At 64.3% G+C, this 25437-nt stretch carries 25 protein-coding genes, 1 tRNA gene and 2 pseudogenes; 15 read left to right on the top strand and 13 right to left on the bottom strand.

Going from position 1 to position 25437, the window contains the following annotated elements; all coding sequences use genetic code 11:
* Nucleotides 1-52: 52 nt before the first annotated feature.
* Together L6637_RS24330 and L6637_RS24325 are read left to right on the top strand one after the other, a co-directional pair.
* Nucleotides 53-1390, top strand: coding sequence for an MFS transporter (locus tag L6637_RS24330; RefSeq protein ID WP_237860034.1), 1338 nt, complete (start codon nt 53-55; stop codon nt 1388-1390).
* 55 nt (nt 1391-1445) lie between these two features.
* Nucleotides 1446-1847 (top strand): c-type cytochrome, encoded by a 402-nt coding sequence (locus L6637_RS24325; protein ID WP_237872183.1) that lies wholly within the window; start codon nt 1446-1448, stop codon nt 1845-1847.
* A gap of 9 nt (nt 1848-1856) precedes the next feature.
* Here L6637_RS24325 and L6637_RS24320 read toward each other — a convergent pair whose 3' ends face one another.
* Together L6637_RS24320 and L6637_RS24315 are read right to left on the bottom strand one after the other, a co-directional pair.
* Entirely contained in the window at nt 1857-3356 is a 1500-nt protein-coding gene (locus L6637_RS24320) for a M48 family metalloprotease (RefSeq protein ID WP_465251686.1), read from the bottom strand.
* A gap of 27 nt (nt 3357-3383) precedes the next feature.
* Entirely contained in the window at nt 3384-4235 is an 852-nt protein-coding gene (locus L6637_RS24315; RefSeq protein ID WP_237872181.1) for a thermonuclease family protein, read from the bottom strand.
* Nucleotides 4236-4519: 284 nt separating this feature from the next.
* On the opposite strand from L6637_RS24315, the gene L6637_RS24310 reads away from it, so the two are divergent.
* From L6637_RS24310 to L6637_RS24300, 3 genes are all read left to right on the top strand, one after another.
* On the top strand, nt 4520-5725 hold the full coding sequence (locus L6637_RS24310) for an ABC transporter substrate-binding protein (RefSeq protein WP_237872179.1): 1206 nt from the start codon (nt 4520-4522) through the stop codon (nt 5723-5725).
* Between the two features lie 136 nt (nt 5726-5861).
* A complete protein-coding gene (locus tag L6637_RS24305; protein WP_237872176.1) occupies nt 5862-6650 on the top strand; it encodes an enoyl-CoA hydratase in 789 nt (262 codons plus the stop codon).
* A gap of 2 nt (nt 6651-6652) precedes the next feature.
* Nucleotides 6653-7402: a VOC family protein gene (locus tag L6637_RS24300; protein ID WP_237872354.1), complete on the top strand. Its 750-nt coding sequence runs from the start codon at nt 6653-6655 to the stop codon at nt 7400-7402.
* A gap of 172 nt (nt 7403-7574) precedes the next feature.
* Here the strand turns inward: L6637_RS24300 and L6637_RS24295 are convergent, their stop codons facing one another.
* The 3 genes from L6637_RS24295 to L6637_RS24285 are packed head-to-tail and all read right to left on the bottom strand — an operon-like array spanning nt 7575 to nt 10646.
* Nucleotides 7575-8393 (bottom strand): enoyl-CoA hydratase/isomerase family protein, encoded by an 819-nt coding sequence (locus tag L6637_RS24295; RefSeq protein ID WP_237860021.1) that lies wholly within the window; start codon nt 8391-8393, stop codon nt 7575-7577.
* A 15-nt stretch (nt 8394-8408) separates the two neighbouring features.
* Nucleotides 8409-9569 (bottom strand): acyl-CoA dehydrogenase family protein, encoded by a 1161-nt coding sequence (locus L6637_RS24290; protein ID WP_237860018.1) that lies wholly within the window; start codon nt 9567-9569, stop codon nt 8409-8411.
* A gap of 15 nt (nt 9570-9584) precedes the next feature.
* Nucleotides 9585-10646 (bottom strand): acyl-CoA dehydrogenase family protein, encoded by a 1062-nt coding sequence (locus L6637_RS24285; RefSeq protein WP_237872174.1) that lies wholly within the window; start codon nt 10644-10646, stop codon nt 9585-9587.
* Between the two features lie 245 nt (nt 10647-10891).
* Here L6637_RS24285 and L6637_RS24280 point away from each other — a divergent pair, with 245 nt between their 5' ends.
* Nucleotides 10892-11677, top strand: a complete 786-nt coding sequence (locus L6637_RS24280; RefSeq protein WP_237872172.1) for an SDR family NAD(P)-dependent oxidoreductase — start codon at nt 10892-10894, stop codon at nt 11675-11677.
* Between the two features lie 103 nt (nt 11678-11780).
* On the opposite strand, the gene L6637_RS24275 is transcribed toward L6637_RS24280, so the two are convergent.
* A complete protein-coding gene (locus L6637_RS24275) occupies nt 11781-12053 on the bottom strand; it encodes a GlsB/YeaQ/YmgE family stress response membrane protein (protein ID WP_237872170.1) in 273 nt (90 codons plus the stop codon).
* Nucleotides 12054-12095: 42 nt separating this feature from the next.
* Complete coding sequence (locus tag L6637_RS24270) at nt 12096-12704, bottom strand: YidB family protein (RefSeq protein WP_237860012.1); 609 nt, start codon at nt 12702-12704, stop codon at nt 12096-12098.
* Nucleotides 12705-12887: 183 nt separating this feature from the next.
* Between L6637_RS24270 and L6637_RS24265 the strand changes: the two genes are divergently transcribed.
* Together L6637_RS24265 and L6637_RS24260 are read left to right on the top strand one after the other, a co-directional pair.
* Nucleotides 12888-13895 (top strand): 2-dehydropantoate 2-reductase, encoded by a 1008-nt coding sequence (locus tag L6637_RS24265; protein WP_237872168.1) that lies wholly within the window; start codon nt 12888-12890, stop codon nt 13893-13895.
* A gap of 18 nt (nt 13896-13913) precedes the next feature.
* On the top strand, nt 13914-14129 hold the full coding sequence (locus L6637_RS24260) for a hypothetical protein (protein WP_237872166.1): 216 nt from the start codon (nt 13914-13916) through the stop codon (nt 14127-14129).
* A 107-nt stretch (nt 14130-14236) separates the two neighbouring features.
* Here the strand turns inward: L6637_RS24260 and L6637_RS24255 are convergent, their stop codons facing one another.
* Nucleotides 14237-14845, bottom strand: coding sequence for a hypothetical protein (locus L6637_RS24255; RefSeq protein WP_237872164.1), 609 nt, complete (start codon nt 14843-14845; stop codon nt 14237-14239).
* 209 nt (nt 14846-15054) lie between these two features.
* Here L6637_RS24255 and L6637_RS24250 point away from each other — a divergent pair, with 209 nt between their 5' ends.
* From L6637_RS24250 to L6637_RS24235, 4 genes and pseudogenes are all read left to right on the top strand, one after another.
* Nucleotides 15055-16074 carry an alpha/beta hydrolase gene (locus L6637_RS24250; protein WP_237872352.1) on the top strand — a complete coding sequence of 340 codons (1020 nt, stop codon included), beginning with the start codon at nt 15055-15057 and terminating at the stop codon, nt 16072-16074.
* A gap of 125 nt (nt 16075-16199) precedes the next feature.
* Nucleotides 16200-17715: pseudogene (locus tag L6637_RS24245) on the top strand (AMP-binding protein).
* A 22-nt stretch (nt 17716-17737) separates the two neighbouring features.
* Nucleotides 17738-18174, top strand: a pseudogene (locus L6637_RS24240) (RraA family protein).
* Between the two features lie 92 nt (nt 18175-18266).
* A tRNA-Arg gene (locus L6637_RS24235) sits at nt 18267-18343 on the top strand.
* Here the strand turns inward: L6637_RS24235 and L6637_RS42615 are convergent.
* Both L6637_RS42615 and L6637_RS42610 read right to left on the bottom strand, forming a co-directional pair.
* On the bottom strand, nt 18344-18700 hold the full coding sequence (locus tag L6637_RS42615) for a hypothetical protein (RefSeq protein ID WP_338076866.1): 357 nt from the start codon (nt 18698-18700) through the stop codon (nt 18344-18346).
* Nucleotides 18697-19170, bottom strand: coding sequence for a dienelactone hydrolase family protein (locus tag L6637_RS42610; RefSeq protein WP_338076865.1), 474 nt, complete (start codon nt 19168-19170; stop codon nt 18697-18699). Before L6637_RS42610 ends, L6637_RS42615 begins: the two co-directional genes overlap by 4 nt.
* A gap of 278 nt (nt 19171-19448) precedes the next feature.
* On the opposite strand from L6637_RS42610, the gene L6637_RS24225 reads away from it, so the two are divergent.
* Nucleotides 19449-20588, top strand: coding sequence for an amidohydrolase/deacetylase family metallohydrolase (locus L6637_RS24225; RefSeq protein ID WP_237860002.1), 1140 nt, complete (start codon nt 19449-19451; stop codon nt 20586-20588).
* Nucleotides 20589-20597: 9 nt separating this feature from the next.
* Here the strand turns inward: L6637_RS24225 and L6637_RS24220 are convergent, their stop codons facing one another.
* On the bottom strand, nt 20598-21323 hold the full coding sequence (locus tag L6637_RS24220; protein WP_237859999.1) for an alpha/beta hydrolase: 726 nt from the start codon (nt 21321-21323) through the stop codon (nt 20598-20600).
* A 157-nt stretch (nt 21324-21480) separates the two neighbouring features.
* Between L6637_RS24220 and L6637_RS24215 the strand changes: the two genes are divergently transcribed.
* Nucleotides 21481-22461 carry a helix-turn-helix domain-containing protein gene (locus tag L6637_RS24215; RefSeq protein WP_237872162.1) on the top strand — a complete coding sequence of 327 codons (981 nt, stop codon included), beginning with the start codon at nt 21481-21483 and terminating at the stop codon, nt 22459-22461.
* Nucleotides 22462-22464: 3 nt separating this feature from the next.
* On the opposite strand, the gene L6637_RS24210 is transcribed toward L6637_RS24215, so the two are convergent.
* Nucleotides 22465-23610, bottom strand: coding sequence for an acyl-CoA dehydrogenase family protein (locus L6637_RS24210; protein ID WP_237859996.1), 1146 nt, complete (start codon nt 23608-23610; stop codon nt 22465-22467).
* Nucleotides 23611-23730: 120 nt separating this feature from the next.
* On the opposite strand from L6637_RS24210, the gene L6637_RS24205 reads away from it, so the two are divergent.
* Nucleotides 23731-24429, top strand: coding sequence for an alpha/beta hydrolase family protein (locus L6637_RS24205; protein WP_237861294.1), 699 nt, complete (start codon nt 23731-23733; stop codon nt 24427-24429).
* 3 nt (nt 24430-24432) lie between these two features.
* Here the strand turns inward: L6637_RS24205 and L6637_RS24200 are convergent, their stop codons facing one another.
* Nucleotides 24433-25407 (bottom strand): ketopantoate reductase family protein, encoded by a 975-nt coding sequence (locus L6637_RS24200; RefSeq protein WP_237872160.1) that lies wholly within the window; start codon nt 25405-25407, stop codon nt 24433-24435.
* Nucleotides 25408-25437 lie beyond the last annotated feature (30 nt).

The raw sequence follows: 25437 nt of genomic DNA, 5'->3' as shown, positions 1-25437 counted from the left end.
GGCGTTTCGCCGGGCGGTCGGCTTTGGTTTTCAGGACGTTAAGGGCGCACGCATGGCGACGGCACAGACCCCCGCAATGGCGGATATCCACTCGGGCGAGCACGGCCACGACCAGGCCAGTCCCGGCGAGATCGCCATCGGCGTCATCATCGGCCGCACCTCGGAGTTCTTCGACTTCTTCGTCTACGCCATCGCCTCGGTGATCGTGTTCCCGCGCCTGGTGTTCCCGTTCACGAGCGAGCTGACCGGCACCCTCTATTCCTTCATGATCTTCGCGTTGGCCTTCATCGCCCGGCCGATCGGGACCGTCATTTTCATGACGGTCGACCGCGAATACGGCAAGACGGCCAAGCTGGTCTCGGCGCTGTTCCTGCTCGGCACCGCCACCGTTGCGCTGGCGTTCCTGCCCGGCTATTCCGAGATCGGCGCGGCCGCGATCTGGCTGCTGGCGCTGGCGCGTCTCGCGCAGGGTCTGGCCTGGGGCGGCGCCTGGGACGGCATGGCCTCGCTGCTGGCACTGAATGCGCCGGCCTCCCAGCGCGGCTGGTACGCGATGGTGCCGCAGCTCGGCGCTCCGCTCGGTCTGATCGTGGCGAGCGCACTGTTCGCCTATTTCGCCGGCAACCTCTCGGCGGACGATTTCTTCGACTGGGGCTGGCGCTATCCGTTCTTCGTCGCTTTTGCCATCAACGTCGTGGCGCTGTTTGCGCGCCTGCGCATGGTGACGACTGAGGAATATGCCTCGTTGTTCGAGACCCGCGAACTGCAGCCCTCGCGCATCTCCGACACCGTTGCCCGTGAAGGTCACAACATCATGCTCGGCGCGTTCGCGCCGCTGGCAAGCTTCGCGCTGTTCCACATGGTCACGGTGTTCCCGCTGTCCTGGGTGTTCCTGTTCACCCGGGAAAGCCCGGTGCGCTTTCTGATCATCGAGATCGTCGCCGCCGTGTTCGGCGTCGCCGCGATCGTGGCCTCCGGCATCATCGCCGACCGCGTCGGCCGCAAATCGCTGCTGATGGGATCGGCGATCGCGATCGCGATCTACAGCGGCTTTGCCCCGCAGCTGCTCGATGCCGGTGCGTTCGGCGAGACCATCTACATGGTGATAGGCTTCATCCTGCTCGGCCTCTCCTTCGGCCAGTCCTCGGGCGCGATCGCCTCGAACTTCAAGCAGATGTATCGCTACACGGCGTCCGCCCTGACGTCCGACATGGCCTGGCTGTTCGGCGCCGGCTTCGCCCCGCTGGTGGCGCTGCTGCTCGCCACCAATCTCGGCGTCATCGCCTCGGGTGCCTACCTGCTCTCGGGCGCGTTCTGGACCCTGCTCGCGCTCTGGCTCAGTGGCCAGCGCGAGGCGGGCGACATGGACGCGGGCGAATCCTCGAACTGACGGGAATAAAAATTGGGCCGGACGATCCTGTTTGCTGCCGCAAACAGGAGCTCACATGAACGTTCGGTCCGTTTCCGTCTTTCCGCCAAGCGCGACAAGCCTGGCTCTCGCGATACTTTCGATTGCGCTTCTGAGCGCAGTCAGCCCTGCCGGCGCGACCGGCAATGCCGCGCGAGGGCAGACGCTCTACAAGGGCTGCGCAGACTGCCACTCGATCAATGAGAACGGCGTCGGGCCGATGCACAAGGGCGTCGTCGGCCGCAAGGCGGGCAGCGTCGCCGGCTACGATTACTCGCCCGATTTGAAGAACTCCGGCATCGTCTGGACCGAGGACAATCTCGACAAATGGCTGACCGGGCCGCAGGCCATGGTGCCTGAGACCAAGATGTTCTTCGATGTGCCGGATGCGCAGGATCGCGCCGATATCATCGCGTATTTGAAAGAAAAGGCGAAGTAGAGCGGCGCCTCAGTCCGTCACGATCTTCACGCGGTCGCGGACCTTCACCTGCGCGGTGCGGTCGAGCCCGTTCAGCACGCGGAAGCGTTCGGCGGGATGATCGACGCCTGCCATGCGGTGGGACAGCGATTCCACGGTGTCGCCGGGCTGCACCGTGATGACCTTGATGCGCAGCGGACGTGCGGCCTGGATCTCCTCGAGGGTCAGGCGGCGGAATGAATTGACGGTCTCGCGCGCATTGCGCTCGCTCTCGGTCGACTTCTGCCGCGTGGCGAAGATGAAGCGATAGACGTCGCTGCCGAAGCGCAGCGCATAGACCTTGAACTGCCACTGGTCGCCTTTGGCGGTGGCGGACGCGGCCGGGAATCCGTTGATGGTCAGGTCTTCGGTGGAGGCCTTCTCGACGCCTTCCATCCAGCCGGAATTCAGATAGTCGCCGAGCGACTGTTCGGCCGGCACGCGCACGACGTCGAAGCGCATCGCCTGCGAGCCGCCCTCGCGCACGCCGATCACCGCCTGTGCGGTGTTGTCGAGCGTGAAATTATCAGGCGCCTGAAAGGTGAAGCCGAGCTTCGGATGCAGGAAACGCCGGCCGCGGACAAAGCCCTCGCTGGGGTCTTCGCCATAGACCAGGTTGTCGATCGCGGCGAGATAGCTCTCGCGGTCGCGCTCGGCGCCCTCGGGCGCCACATATTGCCGTGCGATCATCTGCGCGTTCTGCACGCGTTCGGGCGTTGCCGGATGGGACGAGGTGAAATCCTGCGCGCGAGGATCGAGCGAGCTCTTGCCAGCTTTGAGCTCGGCATTGCGCTCCATCGCCGAGAGGAAGCGGGCCGCACCATAGGGATCGAAATGCGCCTTGGCGGAGATGCCGACGCCGATGCCGTCAGCCTCGAATTCCTGGTTGCGCGAAAAGCTCGCCATGGTGAGCTTGGTCTTGGCGAGCGCGAGCGCGGTCAGATCAGGGTCGGTGCTCATGTCGGTGACGACGCGGGTGACGATCGCGGCCTGGCGGGCCTGGTCCTCGCGCATCGCGGCGTGCTTGGACAGCACATGCGCCATCTCGTGGCTGAGCACGGAGGACAATTCGGAGGTATCGCTGGCCAGCGCCAGCAGGCCGCGGGTCACGTAGAGCTGGCCGTTCGGCAGCGCGAAGGCGTTCACAGCGCCGGAATTGAGGATGGTGACCTTGTAGCCCTGATCAGGGCGATCGGAGGCGGCAACGAGGCGGTCGACAGTCTTGCTGACCAGTGATTCGAGCCTGGGATCGTCGTAAGTGCCGCCATAGCTCGCCAGGATGCGCTCGTGTTCCTTTTCGGTAGCGGGGGTCTGGGCGACAGCCGGTTTCGGCTTGGGCATCGCCACGGTTGCCGGGGTCGCTGCCGTCTGGAACCGGCCCATATCGCCACAACCGGCCAGGCCCGTGCCCAGCAGCAGGCAAAGCGCTGCCGGCGCAGCCCGAAGGCGGCGTGCTTCGCCCTTCTTGTGCTGTTCTAGCACCCCATTCACGTCGCTTAACCCGTGCCCGGCCCTATCTTAAGGCCTTACCCCAATAGGCTCGTTTGCGCCCAGCAATTCAACCTGTCCCAAGAGACGTACGTCGATACGCGGCCCCGCAGTCCCCTCAACCCAGCCCCGAACGCGGATACGACGATTTTCCAGGGACTTAAGGGGCATTCCGGCGTTTTCGAACGCCGGCAGATTGCGCTTTGAAATAGTCACCGCAAAGCCGTGTGTCCAGTTCCGTCCGAAGTTGAGGTAGGTCATTGCCCCAGCTTGCCGGACCGACAGGACTTTGCCCTCGACCACCATAAAGCGCCCGATCCCGGCCAAAATATCGTCCGGACTTTCCGCGTTTTTTATGGCCGACGGGTCAGCCCAGCTGCCCTTTTTTTGGCGCCGCGCCTCAGCCTCCGACGCCATCAGGGCAGCAGCACAATCCTTGTCGGAGATTTCGGCCGAGACGAGGGCATCGCCCTGGGCGAGAAGCATCGATTGAACCGAGATGTCGCTCTCGCCGATGAATACCAATGCGTCCTGGCGACCATAGCGGTCGGGTGTGTCATCGGTGCCGCGCAGGACGACATCGCGGCCGACGAGCAGCGAGGTCAGCGCCTGCCTGGTCGTTGCCGTCGCCTCGACGCCGGTGAGACGGACTTCGCGGCCGTCATCGAGACGCACGCTGTGAGCATCGGTGACCGCCGCGACCCGGCCCTCGCCTTGTGCTTCGAATTGGCACGGCGTCGCGAACGCGGGGTGACCGGCGAAGAGAAACAATCCGACGATAAGGTGAAGCCGTTGCGTCACGAGACCCGGAGAGGTTGCGTTGTGCTCTAGCTTTACCCCAAGTGTATTGGGTCGCGAAGACGTTTCCTCACACTCCGTCATTGCGAGGAGCGAAGCGACGAAGCAATCCAGAGTCTCTTCTCGGTGGGATTCTGGATTGCTTCGCTTCCGCCGTCGCTCTTCGAGCTATGGCGGACAAGGCGCTCGCAATGACGTGGAGACATTTGTTCGCATCCCACCATTCCGCTTTGCGGAAAACACGCGCGCCAATCGTGCTCTCGTGACGCGCCTCGCGCTTGCTGCGCTCTCGCGCATGCGGCATGATTGCGGGAATAGCAAGATCAAGCCGCCATTCAGAGCAAGGCGATCAAGGGAGGTTGTTTTCAATGAAGTCGATTTTGTCGGGCATTTTTGCCGCCGCGTTTGCCCTCAGCGCGAGCGCTGTGCAGGCCCAGGACAAGCCTCCCCTCAAGATCGGCGGCATCCTCGACATGTCGAGCCTCTATGCCGACATCACCGGCCCCGGCAGCGAGACCGCAGCCAAGATGGCGGTGGAAGATTTCGGCGGCGAGGTGCTCGGACGCAAGATCCAGGTGCTGGCGGCCGACCATCAGAACAAGGCCGACCTCTCCGCCAACATCGCGCGCGACATGCTCGACAATCAGGGCGTCGAGATGATCTACGACGTCGCGGCCTCCGCGACCGCGCTTGCCGCTGGTGAGATCGCGAAGGCGCGTAACAAGATCATCATCTTCAACGGCCCGGGCTCGATCCGTCTCAGCAACGAGGCCTGCGGGCCCACCACGATCCACTACGTGTTCGACACCTATGGGCAGGCCAATGTGACCGGCCTCGCAGCCGTGAAGTCGGGCCTCGACACCTGGTTCTTCCTCACCGCCGACTATGCCTTCGGCCAGGATCTGGAGAAGGACACCAGCGCCGTCGTCACCAAGACCGGCGGCAAGGTGCTCGGAAGCGTGCGCCATCCGCTCAACACGTCGGATTTCTCGTCGTTCCTGCTTCAAGCGCAGGCCTCGAAAGCCAAGGTGATCGGGCTCGCCAATGCCGGCGGCGACACCGTCAATGCCATCAAGCAGTCGGCCGAGTTCGGCATCATGAAAGGCGGCCAGAAGGTCTCGCCGCTGCTGGCCTTCGTCACTGACATCGACTCGATCGGGCTTGAGACCGCGCAGGGCCTGCTACTGGCCGAAGCCTTCTACTGGGACATGAACGACGAGACGCGCGCCTTCTCGAAGCGCTTTCAGGAACGCGTCAAGCGGCCGCCGACCTCGGCGCAGGCCGGCGTCTATTCCTCCGTCATGCACTATCTGAAGGCGGTGAAGACGGCGGGCACGACGGATGCGGCCGCGGTGATGAAGGTGATGAAGGACACGCCGATCAACGACTTCTTCGCTCATAACGGCAAGATCCGCGAGGACGGCCGCATGGTGCACGACATGTACCTGTTCGAGGTCAAGAAGCCGTCGGAATCGAAAGGCCGCTGGGACGACTACAAGCTGCTCGCCACCGTGCCCGGCAGCGAAGCGTTCCAGTCGCTGGAGCAATCGCGCTGTCCGCTGGTGAAGAAATAGTCACCGTCATTGCGAGGAGCGCAGCGACGAAGCAATCCAGACTGCCTCCGCAGAAGCATTCCTGGATCGCTTCGCTTCGCTCGCAATGACGAGTGTGGTAACAGCCCGGTCAAACAAACAACAAGGGAGACGCCCCATGAACGACATGGTCCTGCAAAAGCTCGAAGGCGGGCTGCTCACCATCACCATGAACCGGCCGGAGCGGAAGAATGCGCTCAATCCCGAGATGGTCGCAGGGCTGGTCGAGGCGGCGCGGCACGCGGCCGACGATCCCGAGGTGCGCGCGGTGCTGTTCAAGGGCGCTGGCGGTTCGTTCTGCGTCGGCGGTGACGTCAAGTCGATGGCGGCCGGCCGCGCACCCCTGCCGTTCGAGCAGAAGCTTGCGAATCTCCGCCGCGGCATGGAGGTCTCGCGCATTTTGCACCAGATGCCGAAGCCTGTGGTGGCGCAGCTCGACGGCGCCGCGGCCGGCGCCGGTCTGTCGATGGCGCTGTCGTGCGATCTGCGTGTTGCCTCCGAATCCTGCAAGATCACGACCGCCTTCGCCAAGGTCGGCTTCTCCGGCGATTACGGCGGCACGTATTTCCTGACCCAGCTGCTCGGCAGCGCGCGGGCGCGCGAGCTCTATCTGACCTCGCCAGTGCTGACCGCCAGGGAAGCGCATGCGATCGGCATGGTGACCAGGGTCGTGCCCGACGCCGAGATCGACACTGCCGCGCACGAGCTCGCGATGTCGCTGGCGCAGGGGCCGTCGATCGCGCTCGGCTTCATCAAGCGTAACATCAACAACGCGGAGCATCTTCCGCTGGAGGATTGCTTCGACGGCGAGGCGATCCACCACACCCGCTGCAGCGACACCGAGGATCACAAGGAGGCCGCGAAGGCTTTCGTCGAGAAGCGCAAGCCGGCTTTCAAGGGCGCATGACGATGGCGCCCTATATGCGGCTGCGGCAGATTTGTCTGGTCGCGCCGCAGCTCGCGCCTGTCATCTCAGATATTTCCGAGATCATGGGCCTTTCCGTCTGTTATCGCGACGGCAATGTCGCCAAATACGGCCTGGAGAACGCGCTGCTCCCGGTCGATACGATCCTGCTGGAGGTGGTCGCGCCGTTCAAGGACGGCACCACGGCCGGTCGCTTTATCGAGAAGACCGGCGGCCGCGGCGGCTACATGGCGATCTTCTGCTGCAACGATCCGGATGAGCGCGGCCGCAACGCCAACGCGCTTGGCGTGCGCACCGCCAACGTGATCGACCACGCGCCCTATCACGGCGTCCAGCTCCATCCCCGCGATTGCCGCGCGGCCTTTATCGAGTTCAACCACACTGAGGGCAGCGACGACATTCTGGGTGCCTATCCGCCGGCCGGGCCCGACTGGCAAGACTACATCCGCAGGGATGTGACGCAGGCGTTGACGGCGGTGGAGATGCAGAGCCCCGACCCTCACGGCCTGGCGACGCATTGGGGTAAGATCATCGGGGTTGCAGTTAGCGGCGACGCCGAATTGAAGCTGCCTAACGCAACCTTCCGTTTCGTGAAGGGCGCCAGCGAGATCATGAGCGCGCTGGAGTTTCGGGTGGCTGACGTCGCGGGCGTGCTGCATGCAGCCAGGGAAAAGGGGCTCGCAGTTGCGGGCAACGAATTCCTGCTGGGCGGCGTGACGTTCCGCGTTGGTTGATTTCAGGAATCCGTCACCCTGAGGTGCTCGCCTCTGCGGCGAGCCTCGAAGGGCGACGGCCACCAGGCCGGGCCGTTCATCCTTCGAGGCTTCCAGCACGGTGCTGTGCACCGCGCTGCTCGCACCTAGGATGACGGGTTGAGCTAGCCGCGAAGAGCCGTAGAGAGCGCAATCACCGCCCCTTAAAATTCGCCACGCGACGTTCTTCTGTCGCCTTCACGCCTTCCTTGAAATCCTCAGTCGCCCGCAGGCGGGTCTGTTCGGCGAGCTCGTGATTGGTCGCGGCCATCACGCGGTCAGCGAGGCCTGCGCGCATCGTGGCACGGGTGGAGAGCAGGCCGAGGGGCGAGCATTCTGCAATCTCGCCGGCGAGCTTCATCGCGGCCGCTTTGACCTGATCCTGCGGCACCAGCTCGTTGGCGAGGCCCCACTTGTAGGCCTCTTCGCCGGTGACGCGGCGGCTGGTGTAGAACATCAGCTCGGCGTTGTTCTTGCCGATCAGCTCAGGCAGTGTGGTCGTCAGTCCGAAGCCGGGATGGAAACCGAGCTTGGTGAAGTTCGCGGAGAAGCGCGCTTCGGGGCAGGTGACGCGGAAGTCCGCTGAAACGGCTAGCCCGAGGCCGCCGCCAATGGCCGCGCCCTGCACGGCGGCAACGATCGGCTTCTTGGCGCGGAAGATGCGCACGGCCTGGATGTAGAGATGGTTGATCGGGCCGAGACTGTCGGCCGGGTCCCCCTTGGCCTTTTTCTCGGCCTCCTGCGCTTCCTGTGCCTGCCGCGCGGGATCGCCAAAATTGGCGCCGGCACAGAACGCCTTGCCTTGCGCGGAGAGAACGGAGGCTCGGATCTCGATATCGCGGTCGAACTCATCGAGCGCATCGGCAATCTGGTTGATCAGCGAGATGTCGAAGAAGTTCAGCGGCGGGCGGCGGATTTCGATGGTGCCGACGTGCCCGACCTTCTCGACGCCGATATCTTTGTAGGTGCTCATGATGTCCTCGAAGGTTTAGCGCAGGCCCAATCCGCGGGCGATGATGCCGCGTAGCACCTCGGTGGTGCCGCCTTGGATGGTGAGTTTCGGTGCGGTCTTGATGGCGAAATCGAGCTGCCGCTCCAGCGTCTCGCGATTGGTCGCAGTCTCCTCGACGAAGGCGGCGAGATCACGCACGCGGTGCGGAAGTTGCTGCTCCCAGACCGTGCCGATGTCCTTGACGATGGAAGCCTCGACCACCGGCTCCTTGCCGGCTTGCAGCATGCCCGCGACGGACACCGACATGCGCCGCATGGTGTGGAGCTGCGCCACGAGCCGGCCGATGCCTTCGGCGCTGCGCGTGTCCGGATTGGGGCCGACCGCGCGGACCAGCTCGGTCAGCACGTAATAGGTTTCGAGGAAGCGCTCCGGACCCGAACGCTCATAGGCGAGCTCCGATGTCGCCTGCTTCCAGGCGCCGTCGACCTCACCGAGCACGTGATCGTCTGGGACGAAGAAGTCGGTGAAGACCACCTCGTTGAACTCGTACTGGCCGGTGATCTGGCCGATCGGGTTCACCTTGATGCCCGGCTGCTTCATCTTGACCAGAAACTGGGTCAGGCCGTGGCGGCGATTTTCCTTGGTCGGCGGCGAGGTGCGGAAGATCGCGATCATGTAGTCGGCGATGTGCGCCGACGATGTCCAGATCTTGGTGCCGTTGATGAGGTAGCCGCCGTCGGTCTTTGTCGCGCGCGTCTTCGCAGCGAACAGGTCCGAGCCGGAGTTGGGCTCGCTCATGCCAATCGCAAAGCAGATCTCGCCGCGGCAGATGCGCGGCAGGATGTCCATCTTGATATGTTCAGGCGCGTATTTCAGCAGCACCGGCCCGCTCTGGCGGTCGGCGACGAAGAAGCGCCGCGTCGGCGCATTGGCGACGCGCATCTCCTCGGTCACCACGTAGCGCTCGAGGAAGGAGCGCTCCTGGCCGCCATATTTCTTCGGCCAGGTCATGCCGAGCCAGCCCCTGGCGCCGACCTTGCGGGAAAATTCCGGCACGTCGGTGTCTTCGCGGTTGGGCTTGTGCGGATCGAAGGTGCCGGCGGCGATCTCCTCTGCGAGGAAGGCGCGCACTTCCTTGCGCAATTGCTCGCACTTCTCGGGCAGGCGGATCGGATCGAAACGAAGCGCAGCGGTCATGTGTCTCGGTCCTTGTTAGCGCGAAGCCACGAGCGGCCACAATTCGTCGGCGCCACGGCTCGCGACCAGCTTGCCGAGCTCGACGGCCCAGTAGCTTTCCGAGCCGAAATCGTCGCGCCAAGCCAGCGCACGTAGCGAAAAGCGGTGCAGGATGTGCTCGATGGTGAAGCCGATCGCGCCGTGGACCTGGTGCGCGATGCCCCCGCCCTTTTCCGCAGCTTCCGCGCAGCGGATCTTTGCCGCGGCGGCTTCGAGATAGACCTCGTCGTCGAAGCTCTTCGCGTTCGCGATGGCGTCGGCCGCCGATGTCGCGGCAGCAAGCGCAGCGGCGGATTCGCCGGCGAGACGCGCGAGGTTGTGCTGCACCGCCTGGAATTTCGAGATCTTCTTCTCGAAGGCGACGCGTTCGTTGGAATAGCGCACGGAGATATCGAGCATCGATTCCAGCGCGCCCGCAATCTGCAGGCTGCGCACGACGCCGCCCATCAGCATCAGATTGGTCTGGTCGACGCCAGACGCGGCCTTGATGGTGATAGGCTGGACCTTGTCGAGCGTCACGGTATCGCTGTGGTCGTAGCCGACATTGAGGCCGGACTCTGTTCGCGCCTTGCTCGCATCCACAAGTGCAACCGCGACACCGTCCTTGCCATGCGCCAGCACCGCAAAATGCTTGGCTGCTTTCGCAAAGGGCACGCCGCGGCAGCGGCCCGAGAGCGCGCCGTCGGCATCAACGGTGATGCGATCCTTCGGCGAGGCCGGCAGCACCGTCATCTCGCCTTCGGGCGAGGCAATCTTCGCCTGCGCCAGCAGCCAGCCCGCGAGCATGGTTTCTGCCAGGGGAACCGCGACAGCGAAGCGGCCGGCGGCGTTCAACAAGGCAAAACCGTCGGCGAGGCTGGCGCCGGAGCCGCCGAGATCGTCGGGCACCCACGACAGCGGCAAGCCGGCTTCGCTGAGCGCCTGCCACAGCGGCGCCTGCCATGAGCCCTTCTTGTCGTTGTTGATGGTCTGCGGATCGGCGAGATCGGCGAAGATTTTTTCCGCGGTCTCGACGACGATATTGTCACTCTCCGCCACAGCGTTCCCCGTGTTTTGCCATTGGCGCGTCCTGCCCAAGGGGGCGGCGCGCGATCTCTTCTTGCGCCCGATGATCCGAAAAAGCCATGGCCCTGACAAGCGTTGATCGCAGGCCTATCTGCGGCGCCGGCATAGGCAAAAGGATCGATCTGGACTAATTCCGCTTAGCGGAGTTTGCTCGATTTGCAGCGCGCGGCAAACTCGCTAAACAAGGCGCCAGATTCAACACGGGGAAGGAAATCCGGATGGCCAAGGACAGTTTGTGCGCAATCGTGACAGGGTCCGCATCCGGCCTTGGTGCTGCGACCGCGGAAATTCTCGCAGCGACCGGAGCGCGGCTCGTCATCAACTATTCCTCGAGCCAGAAGGAAGCCGAGGCCACGGCGGAAGCGTGCCGCAAGGCCGGCGCTGCGGAAGTGCTGGTTGCGCAGGGCGATGTCTCGAAGGATGACGATTGCCGCAGAATCGTCGCGGCCGCGAGCGGCTGGGGCAAGCTCGACATCCTCGTCAACAATGCCGGCACCACCAAGCACGTCGCCCATGGCAATCTCGAAGGGCTCTCGGCGGAAGATTTCCAGCGGCTCTACGGCGTCAACACCATCGGCCCGTTCCAGATGGTGCGTGCGGCGCGCAGCCTGCTCGAGGCTGCTGCAAACGCGTCGGGGCGCCCATCGGCTGTAGTGAACATTTCCTCCGTCGCCGGCATCAGCGGCGTCGGCTCGTCGATCGCGTATGCTGCGAGCAAGGGCGCGCTCAACACGATGACGCTGTCGCTCTCGCGTGCGCTGGCGCCCTTGATCCGCGTCAACACGGTGTGCCCCGGCTATATCGACACGCCCTGGTTCACGAAAGGCCGCGGCGAGGAGCAGGCAAAACAGGTGCGCGACAGCGTGATCGCAAAGGTGCCGCTGAAGGTCGCCTCTTCAGCCGAGGACATCGCGCAACTCGTCTGCTTCCTGGCGATGCCGGCCTCCAGCAACATGACCGGCGAGGTCGTGCGCATGGATGCGGGGATGCATTTGGTTACGTGATTGCGCACTCCGCTTGCGCCACCAACACAGTCGTCGTCCCGGCGCAGGCCGGGACGACGACGGAGTGTCAGGCGGTAGCGCGCCTCTTCCCCGCGCTCAAGCACTACCCCTTGATCACGCCGCTCGAAACCAGCCGGTGCCAGATGAACAGCACCACCACCGCGCCGATGGTGGCCATGATGAATCCCGCGCCCTGATCCGGGCCGTAATGGCCGATGGCCTGGCCAATGAAGGTCGCCAGAAACGCGCCGACGATGCCGAGGATGGTGGTGAGGATGAAACCGCTCGGGTTGTTCGGTCCCGGCGCCAGGAAACGCGCGATGAGGCCGGCAATGAAGCCGACGATGATGATCCACAACAGGCCGCCCATGCTCATGTCAGTGCTCCCCTTGCCGCGTAGGCGTCGATTCAACTTCAGCTAAATTCGTCCTGACAGCTCGTTCTCGGTCGGCAGCCGTCCGTCCGGCGTCAAATGATCGACCACCTGCGGCAGGTACTGGCTGAGGCCGGAGAGCAGCTCGTCGCGTGACAGGCCGCTTTGCGCCGACAGGCTCTGGATCTGGTCAGCGCCGAGCGCATTGGCGAGATCGCCGGGCGCGATCGGCTTGTTCTCGCCCTTGCCGACCCAGGTATTCGCGGTTTCGCCATGGCCGCCCTGCTGGAGCTGGTTGAGGAGATCGCCGAGGCCGCCGCTGAGCACGGAGCCGGCCGCGCCGCCCGCGAGCAGGCCGCCGAGGCCGCCCTTGAGGACATCACCGAGGCCACCGCCGCCGCCGAGAGCACCGCCAAGACCTCCGCCAAGACCACCACCAGGTCCCGCATTCACGGGCGGGGGCACGGGAGTCGGTGCCGATTGTGGTGCTGCGTTCGGCTGGCCTGCGGTCATATGCTTGAATGCCTTCCAGGCGAGCAGGCCGAGGATCGCCATGGTCATCGGTGACATGCCGCCGGAGGATGATTGTGAGCTCGGCGTGCTCGGGCCGCGCGGTCCGTTCTGCATGCCGTTGAGGACATCGAGTAGACCCATGGTGCTCTCCTTTGGCGTTCTCGTTCAGCGAACTCTCGCCGCTGACAGCGCCCCCGGAGCGAAAACATATGGGGCTCTGATGACGGTTACAAGGCAGATGCTCCTTGGCTGCAATGGGCAGGCGCCCTCGCCTGCGCTTGCCGGCTCTGCTATCGAAAGCCGGTCATTCAGGGAGCAAGTCAGGTGGGGACGGATCGACCGATCGTGGTGGCAGGCGCGGGCGCCATCGGCTGTTTTGTCGGCGGCATGCTGGCGGCTGCCGATCGCCGGGTCGCGCTGCTGGTGCGACCACGGGTGAAGACCGAGATCGAGCGGTTCGGCCTGCGGCTGACGGATTTCGACGGGGCCGAGACGAAGCTGGGTGCCGGCCGGGTAGCGCTGTCGGAGGATCCTGCGATCTTCCACAGCGCGGGCATCGTGCTTGTCACGGTCAAGAGCGCCGACACGGCTGATGTCGCTGATCAGATCGCGCAGCACGCGCCGCAGGATGCCGTGATCGTGTCGTTGCAGAATGGCGTCGGCAACGTTGCCATTTTGAACGAGCGTCTCGGCGGCCGCCGTGTGCTCGCCGGCATGGTGCCGTTCAACGTGGTCGCGATGGGCGAGGGGCGTTTCCACCGCTCGACCTCGGGCGACATCATTGTCGGCGAAGACGTGGAGAACACGGCGGCGGCGCTCTCGGTATCCGGTCTCACAATGCGTGGCAGCCGCGACATCACAGGCGTGCAATGGGGCAAGCTGATCATCAATCTGAACAACGCGCTCAGCGCGCTGTCTGACATGCCGCTCGCGGCCCAACTGGCAAGCCGTGACTGGCGACGGCTGTTCGCGGACCAGATGGCTGAGGGCCTCGCCGTGCTCAAGGCCGCCGGCATCACGCCGGCCTCGGCGACACCGATCCCGCCGAACTGGATGCCGACCTTGCTGCGATTGCCCGACATGGTCTTCAACGCAATCCTGGGGCGCACGATGAAGATCGATCCGCAGGCGCGCTCCTCGATGTGGCAGGATCTGAAGCAGGGCCGCAAGACCGAGATCGACTATCTCCAGGGCGCGGTCATCGCGCTCGCCGAGCAGAACAACGTCAATGTGCCGCTGATGCGCCGCATTGTTGCGCTGATCAAGGAGGTGGAAACGTCAGGCAAAGGCCCGCCGCGCCTTTCGCCGCAGCAAATTCGCGGTGTGGCTTGACCGCAGATGGAGGAACCGATGAGGCGTTGTCTTTTAATGGGGCTTGCGCTGGTCTCGCTCTGCGAGGCGTCGACGCTCGCTTACGCGAGGCCGCCGACTGTCATGAACTCTCCTGGCTATGACGCGCGCCTGCAGGAGAGCCGCAAGGCGCTTGAGAATTCACAGACGCCGACAACACCCACGACTGCCCCAGCCGCTGCACCGAAGCGCAGCAAGAAGAAGCACGCGAACTGAAGCAGCGCACTCCATTGTCGCCCTGAATCGGCGCTCCGCCCCGGACAACGCTACGCGTTGCCAAGGCTCGCATGTCCGGGATGACAGCGCAGTGCGCGGTGGCTATCTCAGCCCTTCTTCGCCGGCTTGCTGGGTGTCGGGTTGAACAGCTTCTTCAACTCGCTCAAACCTTCCGACAGGCGTGGCCATTCGCAGGAGAACGAGCCCTTGGTGCAGGGCGCGCCTTTCTGTCGCAACACTTTCGGCCGCTCGACAGGAACGGGCACGCGCTCGACCTCGGTTCGCAGCGCGACTTGCTGAAGCTGCTGCGCTTGCTGTTCCTGCTGCTCGCGCTGCTGTCGCGCCGTCGCCTGTGCCGCTTCGTTGCTGCGGCGCTGATCGGCGAGATAGGCGGTGTAGGACTCGTCGATCTTCTTCTGCTCTTCCGGCGTCGGATTGGGGCCTGCGATGTCGAAGCTGCGGTCCTGGAGGAAGTCGTAATAGGTGTAGCCGCCGCCTGCCTTGCGCCGGCCCGCGAACTTTGCATTGCAGTCGGCAAGTGCTGCGGTCTTTTCGGCCTTGCTTGCGGATTTTTCGGCGGCGTCGGCGCATTCCTCGAAATCGACAGGCGCGCGCTTCCACCATTGCGCGTGGGCATGCGGCAACGTCAGCAGAAAAACTCCTGCTGCGGCAACGAGGAACGGCGCCGCGCGACGCGATGCAACCACAATCGACATTCTACGAGAGCATTCCTTGTAAAACTCAACCCAAACTGAGTCGTGGCCGATTTTTGCCTCTTTCTCGCCGGCTTGTCACCCATGGAACCGGGGAATTTCATGGCTGGGCTGCTGACATTTTTTGCTTGACGTGGCTCGGGAGTCACAGCCGCCCGGCACATGATGCGCATAGAATTTTATCGGTTTGATGCGACAGGGACATGTTCGCCATGAGAGCGCTGAGCTGGATGGCCGCAATCGCTTTGGTGATGGTTTGCGGCCGCGCGCTGGCCGCGGAGGACGAGGTCCCTAACGACAAGCCGGTAAAGATCGTGGCCGATGCGCGGCTCTCGGTTGGCGGCCAGGGACTACTGCCGCTTTATCTCTCCAGCGACTGGTCGATGCCGCTGCCTGCGATCTCGCGCGCCGTCATCGTGCTGCATGGCCGCCTGCGCAATGCGGACGAATATTACATCTCTGCCCATACCGCGCAGGTCGCTGCCGGCGACGACGGCAGGAGTGCGCTCATGATCGTGCCGCAGTTCCTGGCGCAGGTCGATATCGACGCGCACAAGCTGCCCGCCGACATGCTGCGCTGGTCGCTGGCGGGATGGGAGGGCGGCGATGCCGCGCTCGCGCCGCATCCGGTTTCTTCCTTCGAGGCGCTCGATGCGATCCTGGCAAAACTCGCCGACCGGCGCATCTTCCCGAACTTGAAGCAGGTCGTGATTTCAGGCCATTCCGGCGGCGGCCAGGTCGCGCAACGCTACGCCATCGCCGGCAAGGGCGAGGCGGCACTATCGCGTCAGCATATCGACGTTCGCTACGTCGTCGCCAATCCGTCGTCCTATGCTTATTTCAGCGGCGAACGGCCGGTGCCGGCGATTGCCGCGTCCTGCCAGGGCTACAATGTCTGGAAATACGGCATGGACGGGCGGCCGCCTTATCTGGCGGACGCGACTCCGGCCGCGCTGGAGCAGCGCTATGTCGAGCGTGACGTCATCTATCTGCTCGGCGCGCTCGACACCAAGCCCGCGGCGGACAAGAGCTGCATGGGCGAGGCGCAAGGCCCCAATCGCTACGCCCGCGGTCATGCCTATGCCGATGCGATGGCCAAGCGCGGTCACGGCACGCCCAATCACAGGGTGTGGGACGTCGCCGGCGTCGGGCATGACGGCGACAAGATGCTGACCTCCAAATGCGGCCTCGCCGCGCTGTTCGATATCCCGGGCTGCGGCGCAGAGCGTTGATCTGGACGTCTTGAAGGCAGATGCTTGAAGGCGGATGCTTGAAGGGTGGCCTCCGGCTGTTACACTTCGTTTTGCGACGCGCTTCGCTCTGAGGCGACGCCAAGAACACGAAGTGGAAACGCCCGATGCTGCTGCCCCTATCCGATGTGCCGCGCTGGTATGCGCAACGCAAACCAGAGGGCACGATCGCCGTCCAGCATGGGCAGGACAGGCTGACATGGGACCAACTCGAGCGCGGTGCCAACAGGCGCGCGCGGGCGTTTGCAGCCAAGGGCGTCAAGCCCGGCGACTTTGTCGCGATCGGATTGCCGAACGGCAACGCATTTTTCGAGACCACGTTTGCGGTGTGGAAATGCGGGGCAACGCCGACCTCGCTGTCATGGCGGCTGCCGCGCGGCGAAGCCGCAGCCGTGCTCGACATCCTGAAGCCGGCGCTGGTGGTCGGCGGCGAAGCCGACTGGAACGCACCGAACCGGCTGCCCGCGGATTTCGCGCCGGACGGTTTCTCCGACGAGCAGATCGATCCGCCGGTGGCGCGCTACTGGAAGGCCATGACCTCAGGCGGCTCGACCGGCCGCCCAAAGGTGATCCTCGATCACAATCCTGCGGTGACCGACACGGCGGCAGCGCCGGCGCTCAACATGCCGTTCGGCGCCTCACTGCTTAATCCGAGCCCGCTCTATCACAATGCGCCATTCATCGTATCGCACTATGCGCTGTTCGGCGGCGGCAAGCTCACCGGCCTCGTCAAGTTCGACGCCGAGGAGACGCTGCGGCAGATTGAACGCGAGCGCGTGCAATGGGTCAATTTCGTCCCGACCATGATGCACCGGATCTGGGCGCTGCCGGAGAGCGTGCGCAATGCCTATGACGTGTCGAGCCTTCAGACCGTGTTTCACATGGCAGCTCCCATGCCGCCTTGGCTGAAGGAGAACTGGCGCCTGGCTTGGGCCGGAGAGGGTGTGGGAGCTCTATGGCGGCACCGAGCGGCAGGGCGCCTGCATCATATCAGGCACGGAATGGCTGACGCACAAGGGCTCGGTCGGCAAGATCGGCGAGACGGCGAAGCTCCGCATTATCGGCGAGGACGGCAACGACGTCGCGACAGGCGAGACTGGCGAGATCTACTTCCTCAACAATGACGGCAAGGATGCCACCTATCACTATCTCGGCGCCGAGCCGAAGCGTCGCGCCGACGGCTGGGAATCGCTCGGCGATATCGGTCGGCTGGACGCCGAGGGCTATCTCTATCTCGGCGACCGTCTCGCCGACATGGTGCTGCGCGGCGGCGCCAATATCTATCCGGCCGAGGTCGAGGCCGCCGTTTCCGAATGTCCGGGCGTGCGCTCCTGCGTGGTGGTGGGCTTGCCAGATCCGGAGCTCGGCCAACGCGTCCATGCGATCATCGAGCCGGAGGGGAACGCGGATGGCCAGGCCATTGCGGACGGCATGGCGGACTTTTTGAAAGATCGGCTCAGCCGCTACAAGCACCCGGAGAGCTTTGAGGTCGTCGACGCACCGCCGCGAGACGATTCCGGCAAGGTCCGCCGCACGCTGTTGCGCGACGAGCGCGCGACGTGGATGAAGGAAGGGCGCGCCTTCCGCATCATGCCGGCAAAGGCGCGGGCGCACGCCGAATAAGACATCACAAGGACCAGACTCCTTGACGATTACGATCGCAGCGAACAGCGTGCCGAAACCGCCCGCCGATATAACCGAGGGCTTTCGGAATGCGCCGACCTCGATCATTTCCGACAATCTCAGCCGGCTGCCGGGCGCGGTCGGGCTCAAGCCCTATCCTCGCAGCGGCAAGCTGGTGGGTGCCGTTTTCACGGTGCGCACCCGGCCCGGGGACAATCTCGCCATCCACCGCGCGCTCGAGCTGGTCGGCCCCGGCGAGATCAACGTGCCCGTGACCGTCGGCGGCAGCGTGATCTCGCCCGGCGACATCGTGGTCGGCGACGGGGACGGCGTGGTGTCGTTTCCCGCCGCCGGCGCCGCGACCCTGCTGGAGGCGGTGCGTGTCCAGTCAAGCGCGAGGACGACACACTGAAGGCGATCCGCGAGGGCCGTTATCAGGGGGCTTACGGGAAGTCCTGATCGGCAGCTTGTTGTTGAGCGGAGGGCTTCCGATTCGGCCCTCGCTTTGATATGTACACCTCCAGGCAACCTGCCTTATCGGTGGGTTCCGCGGTCCCGTAGCTCAGCCGGATAGAGCGGCGGTTTCCTAAACCGTAGGTCGCATGTTCGAGTCATGCCGGGATCGCCATTACGGCTTCAGGACGCTTGTGAGAAAGCGTGATGTCGCCTCATGCACGTCAGGCCGATTGAGGATGGTGTGCACGTTTGCGTCCACGACGAGGACCGCTGCGTGCGGATTTCCCTTCAGCGCACCACCGCAGTCGTCAGTGACGGCGTAGTCCTTGTTCCAGGGATTGCTCGGCGAGAAATAGGGATCACGCGCAGAGATCGCGTTGAAGACCGGCTCCTCGGGGCCGAAGCCCGGACGTGGACGATCGACAAAGTAGTTTGCCTCGCACGACCACGAATAGATGAGTCGCGCCGTGCTGACTGGACCTGCATAGCGGCTCACTGCGACCGAACCCTCGCTGGTGCCGGCGATCACGATCCGGGCGGGTCCACCCAGGCCCACGATTTGGAGGCGTTCAGCGCATACTCGAGTTCGGCAAGGCGTAGCGTGTGAACGCGTTCATAAATATCGACCGAGACCGGCGACGTGTAGGTCAGCCGATCTGGAATCGCCAGGCTGTCGGGTGCAACCGAGGCGAGCCCGAGCGCGTCGGCAAGCCAGATCTGGAAATCCTTGATGGCAGGTGCGACGCCGCTCGATCCATGCAACAGCACGACCAACGGCGCCTTACCAGCGACCTCGGGAGCCGCTGAGGCGAGGCCCTGCCAGCGGTGGCCGCCAGCCATTGCCGCTGGCAGGACGAGGCTGGCTCCTGCCCAAGTGGCCGCAAGATTTTCCGGGGTCGGTTCGAGCGTCTTGCCCTTGATGTCTCCCGGCTGGTCAGCAGCGAGTGCCGCCGCTGCTGTTAGAACTGATGCGAGGCAGGCGACCAGGCCCTGCCACATGGTGCCTCTCCCGATTGAAACCATCTCGAAGCTTAGCCCCTCATCGTGAACCGCTTTGACTCGTGATCCCAGCGGGAATGATAGCGGTCCAGGTGCGTGTACGAAAACTGGACCTCATGGCCTTCCTCTTCGCGCGAGGCGCCGAAGGCGGATCGCAGAACGAACGGGCACTAAGCGCAGTTGATTTGCTTCGCCGGTGTGAAAATTGCTAACAGAGGCGGCCGGGCTGGAAGTGCACCTCTCAGCCCGGTCGATGTTTGCCTGATCCGGAGATGACGATGCCTTTCGATTTGATCCTGCGCGGCGGGCGGGTGATCGACCCCTCCCAGAAGCTCGATGCCGTGACGGATGTCGCATTTTCGGGTGGCAAGGTCGCCGCGGTCGGCTCCGGGCTTAAGGCGGATCCAGCGACCGAAGTACGCGACGTCTCGCAGTTCATCGTGACCCCCGGGCTGATCGATCTCCACACCCATGTCTATTGGGGCGGCACCTCGCTCGGCATCGATGCCGAAGAGTTCTGCCGTAAATCCGGCGTCACCACCTCGGTCGACACCGGCAGCGCCGGTCCCGGCAATTTTGCAGGCTTCCGTAAGCATGTGATCGAGCCGAGCCAGGTCCGCATTCTCGCGTATTTGCACGTCTCCCATGCCGGCATTTTCGGCTTCTCGCACCGGATCATGGTCGGCGAGAGCGAGGAATTGCGGCTGATGAACCCGATCGAGGCGGCCAAGGTGGCGGACGCGAACCGCGACGTCATCGTCGGCATCAAGGTGCGGGTAGGGCTGCATTCCTCGGGCACCTCGGGTGCTGTGCCGCTCGATATCGCGGTTCAGGTTGCCGATGAGGTCGGCATGCCCCTGATGGCGCATATCGACCATCCGCCGCCGACCTATGAAGAGGTGCTCGCCCGCCTGCGTCCGGGCGATGTGCTCACCCATGCATTCCGGCCTTTCCCGAATTCGCCGGCGACTGCGCAGGGTACGGTGAAGAAGGCGGTGCTGGACGCGCGCGAGCGCGGCGTGCTGTTCGACATCGGCCACGGCAAGGGCTCGTTCGCGTTCAAGACCGCGCGTGCCATGCTCGCCAACGGCTTCTATCCTGATACCATCTCCTCCGACATCCATCAGCTCTGTATCGACGGCCCGGCCTTCGACCAGGTGACGACCATGTCGAAATTCCTGTGCATGGGCATGTCGCTGTCGGAGGTGATCAAGGCGTCGACCGAGAATGCCGCGATGGCGCTGCGGCGGCCCGAGCTCGGCAGCCTCAAGCCCGGCAGCGTCGGCGATGCCACGCTGATTTCGGTGAAGCAAGGCCAGTTCGACTATGAGGACGTCGTCGGCGAGCATCTCATCGGCGACAGGAAGATTGTCTCCGAAGGCGTCGTCATCGGCGGCCGCTGGTGGCATCCGAACTGAGCGCGCGCATCAGTCGCGTCCCGCCTCCATGATCGCCTTCGCGAGGCGCGCCGGATCGGAGAAGCACAGCTCGTGGCTGCCCGCCACCTGCACCAGGCGGAACAGGCCGAGCTTTTCCGAAAGCCGCGGATGCCAGCCATGGCTGTGCGGCAGCGCGGTGTCCTCGGTGCAGTTGATATAGGACTTCGCCAGTTGCATCTCGGCCGGATTCGCCTTCAGTGCGATCTTGTCGCTGAAGGTCGCAAGCGGGTGCGGATTGAGAATGTCATAGGCTTTTTGTGCCAGCGCGAGATCGGCATCGTTGATGAATGCCTCGCGCCAGATCGGGAACGGCAGCACCACCGAGCCATCGCCGCGTTCGGCCGCGATGGCATCGAACAGCCCGACATAGTGCGGCGGCACCATGTCGTTGAGGCTTTCGCCGTTGTTGGGCACGAAGGCATTCCAGTAGACCAGCCGCCGGATGCGATCGGCGGCGAGGTCTGCAACTCCGGTGATGACCATGCCCCCATAGGAATGGCCGACCAGAATGACGTCCTTGAGGTTGTTTTCGGCAAGGTAATCGGCGATCGACTGGATCGCCTCCTTCAGCCCCGTCGTCTTGGCGTCGCCCGGGCGGTTGCCTTTGATGGTGGGCGTGTAGACCTGATGGCCATGGGCGCGGATCGGCGCTGCGACGGGCTCGAACTCGACACCGGTGTGCCAGGCGCCATGGACGAGAACGTAGGTCGACATGTTGTAGCTCCCTCGGAAGACTGGTTAGATCGGTACGAGCTGGGTCTTTTGCGGCGCTCGCGAGACGCGGCGTACAATTTTTGTTGTGCGAAGTGTGAACCGGCGGACCATTTCCCGCTTGTCTGACGCTGAACCGGATTGGTCTTGGAGCGAACTGATGGCGCAGCTCACTTCCGAAAGTCGGCCCCGGCATCTGGTCTGGGACACCGGGGCAACGCGGCCGGAGGAGCAGTTCTCCTACTATCGCGAGGCGATCTGCCAGGCGTTCATGAACCTGACGCCGGAATCGGCAACGACCTCACGTTTTCCGGCCAAGGTCGAGGCGATCAAGATCGGCAATGGCGCGATCAACCGCGTGGTCTTTCCCGAGCATACCGTGCATCGCTCGCGTGCGGATATCGCGGCATCGACCGAAAGCTGCTTCTATCTGAACTTCAAGCTCGCCGGCCGCTGCCGCGTAGTTCAGGGCGGTCGCGACGTCAGCCTGTCGCGTGGCCAGGTCGGCATCTGCGACAGCGACCGTGAAGTGAAGCTTCTGCATGATCGCGGGCCGAGGCTGGAGGTTGCATCCTTCTGGGTGCCTTCGCGCGAGCTGCGCGACCGGCTGCCGCCATCCTTCGACTTCAGGGTCGAGCGCGTGTCGGACGACCCCTTCGTCGGTCATCTCATCGTCGAGACGGCGCGATCGCTGAATGCCGGCGCGCTGCGGATGACGGAAGGCGAAGCCGCCAGGCTGTTCGGCGTGCTGCTGGACCTCGTCGCGTTGAGCCTTTCCCGCCGCTCGCGCGCGCAGACCGCGGAGGCCGCCAGCTTTGCCGACGCGACGGCGCTCGCGCTTCGCCGCGCCGTGCATGAGCGTCTCTCCGAGCAGGGGCTGACTGTGGCTGAAGTCGCCGGCGCCGTCGGCATCAGCGAGCGCTACGTGCATAAGCTGTTCGAGCGCGCGGGCACCACGTTCTCGGACTATGTCATGGACCGCAGGCTGGACGGTGCAGCACGGGACTTGAACGATCCCGCGAAAGCAGGCCACGCGATCGGCTCCATCGCCTTCGACTGGGGCTTTTCGGACCTCTCCCATTTCACGCGGCGCTTCAAGCAGCGCTTCGGCTGCCGCCCGCGCGACTGGAGAGCGCGGTAGGCACTACAGCGACCGCGCGATCAACAGCTTCATGATTTCGTTGGTGCCGCCATAGATCTTCTGGATCCGGGAATCGATGAAGATGCGCGAGATCGGATATTCCTGCATGTAGCCGTAGCCGCCGAACAGCTGGAGGCATTCGTCGGCGGTCTGCACCTGCTTGTCCGAGCACCAATATTTCGCCATCGACGCGGTGACGGTGTCGAGGTCCTTGGCGACAAGGCGCTCGATGCACCAGTCGACGAAGACGCGCGCGATCATCGCTTCCGTCTTGCGTTCGGCGAGCGTGAAGGCGGTGTTCTGGAAATCCATCAGCGGCTTGCCGAAGGCCTTCCGCTCCTTGGTGTATTCGGTGGTGAGCTTGACGGCGCGCTCCATCGAGGCGACGGCGCCGACCGCGAGCGCGAGGCGCTCCTGCGGCAGTTGCTGCATCAGCTGGACAAAGCCCTGGCCCTCCTCCTTACCGAGCAGGTTTTCCGGCGGCACGGTGACGTTGTCGAAGAACAGCTCCGAGGTGTCGGAGGCATGCAGGCCGATCTTGTCGAGGTTGCGGCCACGCTTGTACCCCTCGGCACCTTCGGTCTCGACCACGATCAGTGAGATCCCCTTGGCGCCGGCTTCGCCGGTGCGTGCGACCACGACGACGAGATCGGCGGCCTGACCGTTGGTGATGAACGTCTTCTGGCCGTTGATGACGTAGGAATTGCCCTGCTTCTTCGCCGTCGTCTTGACGGCTTGCAGATCGGAGCCGGTGCCGGGCTCGGTCATGGCGATGGCGCCGACCATCTCGCCTGACGCCATCTTCGGCAGCCAGCGCTTCTTCTGCTCCTCCGAGCCGTAGTTGAGGATGTAATGGGCGACGATGGCGCTGTGCACGGAGACGCCCGTCGTCAGCTCCGGCACCGTGCTCTCGAGATCGTCAAGCACTGCCGCGTCGTAGGCAAAGGTCGCGCCCAGCCCGCCATATTCCTCCGGCACGCTTGCCAGCAGCGCACCCATCTCGCCGAGACCGCGCCAGGCGGAGCGGTCGACCATCTTCTGCTCACGCCATTTCTCGGCATGCGGCGCCAGGTCCTTGGCGAGATATTTCCGGAACTGGTCGCGGAAGATTTCGAGCTCTTCGGTCATCCAGGAGGAGCGGTAGGACATGATTATCCTCGGTTGATGCGGCTTCCCGGTTGGTAGGCCAGTGGGCCGCCGCAATTATTGTGTTTTCAGGCTGCGCCGGTGACGCTACCAAGGCGACCGTAGCAGCGTCTGTTGGGATGGTTGATTGTGGCTGTCAAAACCCAAGCCGTCAAAATCAAAGAGCTCAAGCTCGACATCGAACGCATCGGCCCAGTCTCGGCGATCCTGATGCAGCCGGACAATGCGCGCGCCTGCTGCGTGCTGGCGCACGGCGCCGGGACAGACATGCGGCATGCGTCGATGGACAAGATTGCAGTGGGCCTCGCAGAGCGCGGCATCGCGACGCTCCGCTTCAATTTTCCCTATACGGAGAACAAGCAGGGCCGTCCCGATCAGCCGGCGGTCGCGCATGCCACCATCCGCGCGGCGGTGGAGGAGGCTGCGCGACTGTGCCCGCGATTGAAGCTCGTCGCCGGCGGAAAGTCGTTCGGCGGCCGTATGACATCGCAGGCGCAGTCGAAGGCGGCTCTTCCAGGTGTCAGAGGGCTCGCTTTCCTCGGCTTTCCCCTGCATGCCGACAAGAAGCCGTCGACGGAGCGCGCCCAACATCTCGCCCATGTCGAGATCCCCATGCTGTTCCTGCAAGGTACGCGCGATGGGCTGGCCGATCTCGGCCTGCTCAGGCCAGTCGTTGCAGCGCTCGGGGCGAAGGCGACACTGCATGAGATCGAAGGCGGCGATCACTCCTTCGCGGTGCTGAAGAAGTCCGGTCGCACCAATGACGAGGCGCTTGCCGAGGTGCTCGACACGCTCGCGGGCTGGATCGACAAACTCGGCTGACACTCAGGCCGAGTACAGCCCCTTGTCGCGCGCCTTCTGGATCGCGAGCGCGGCGATCAGATCGAGCGTCGGCGTCGACAGGCCGGCGGTGCGCGCGAAGGCGGCGGGCGCCCTCACCAGCACGTCGATCTCCATGGCGCGGCCGAGCTCGTAATCCTGCAGCAGCGACGGCTTGTGATTGGGGGCGGGCCCGCTGCGCGTGGCGCGCTTGACCTCGGGGATGAAGTGCTGGGCGATGTCGTTGGCCTCGTTCAGCATGCGCGGGATGACTTCAGTGAAGGCCGGATCGTCGCGGACGCCGCGCGCGGTCTGGCCTGTCAGCAGGCACAGCACCGACAGCGACATGTTGGTCAGCAACTTTGACCAGATCGCCTCTCGGATCTCGGCCACGGGCGGCGATTCCAGCCGCGCATCGTTGAAGACGCCGCGGAGCTTTGTGATTCGGTCGCAATTGCGGTCGTCGCATTCGCCGATCAAGAGGCGATTGCGGTCCGGGGTGAGGTTCTGCACCACGCCCGGTGCAGTGACCTCGTTCGAGGAGAAGATGACGCCACCGATGATCCGCTCCTTTGGGATGCAGGCGCGCAAGCGTCCGCCGGGATCGAGGAAGCTGATATCCGGCGGTGTCGGGTGCCGCGGCGGCAGGCCGATACCGTACCACCAGGGAATTCCGTTCTGCGCGAACACGATGGCAGTGTCGTCCTGGAGCAGAGGCTTGATGCTGGAGACGAGCCCGGTCAACGCCGTGGCTTTCAGCGTCGAGATCACGACGTCCTGCGGGCCGAGCTGGGCCGGATCGCCAGAGGCGTTCACCTTGGCCGAAACCTCGGAATCACCGACGCGTAGCTTCAGGCCGTTGGCCCGCACCGCCTCCAGATGCGCGCCCCTCATGACGCACGAGACCTCGTGGCCGGCGCGGGCGAGCCTGACCGCGAGATGGCTTCCGACGGCGCCCGCGCCGAAAATGCAGATGCGCATATGATGTCCCGTCCCTGATCTCTTTGGTCT

It is taken from the genome of Bradyrhizobium zhengyangense (assembly GCF_022012435.1).
Taxonomy (GTDB): domain Bacteria; phylum Pseudomonadota; class Alphaproteobacteria; order Rhizobiales; family Xanthobacteraceae; genus Bradyrhizobium; species Bradyrhizobium zhengyangense.
The sequence above is the reverse complement of the archived record's forward strand: the minus strand, read 5'-3'. Positions and strand labels throughout refer to the sequence as shown.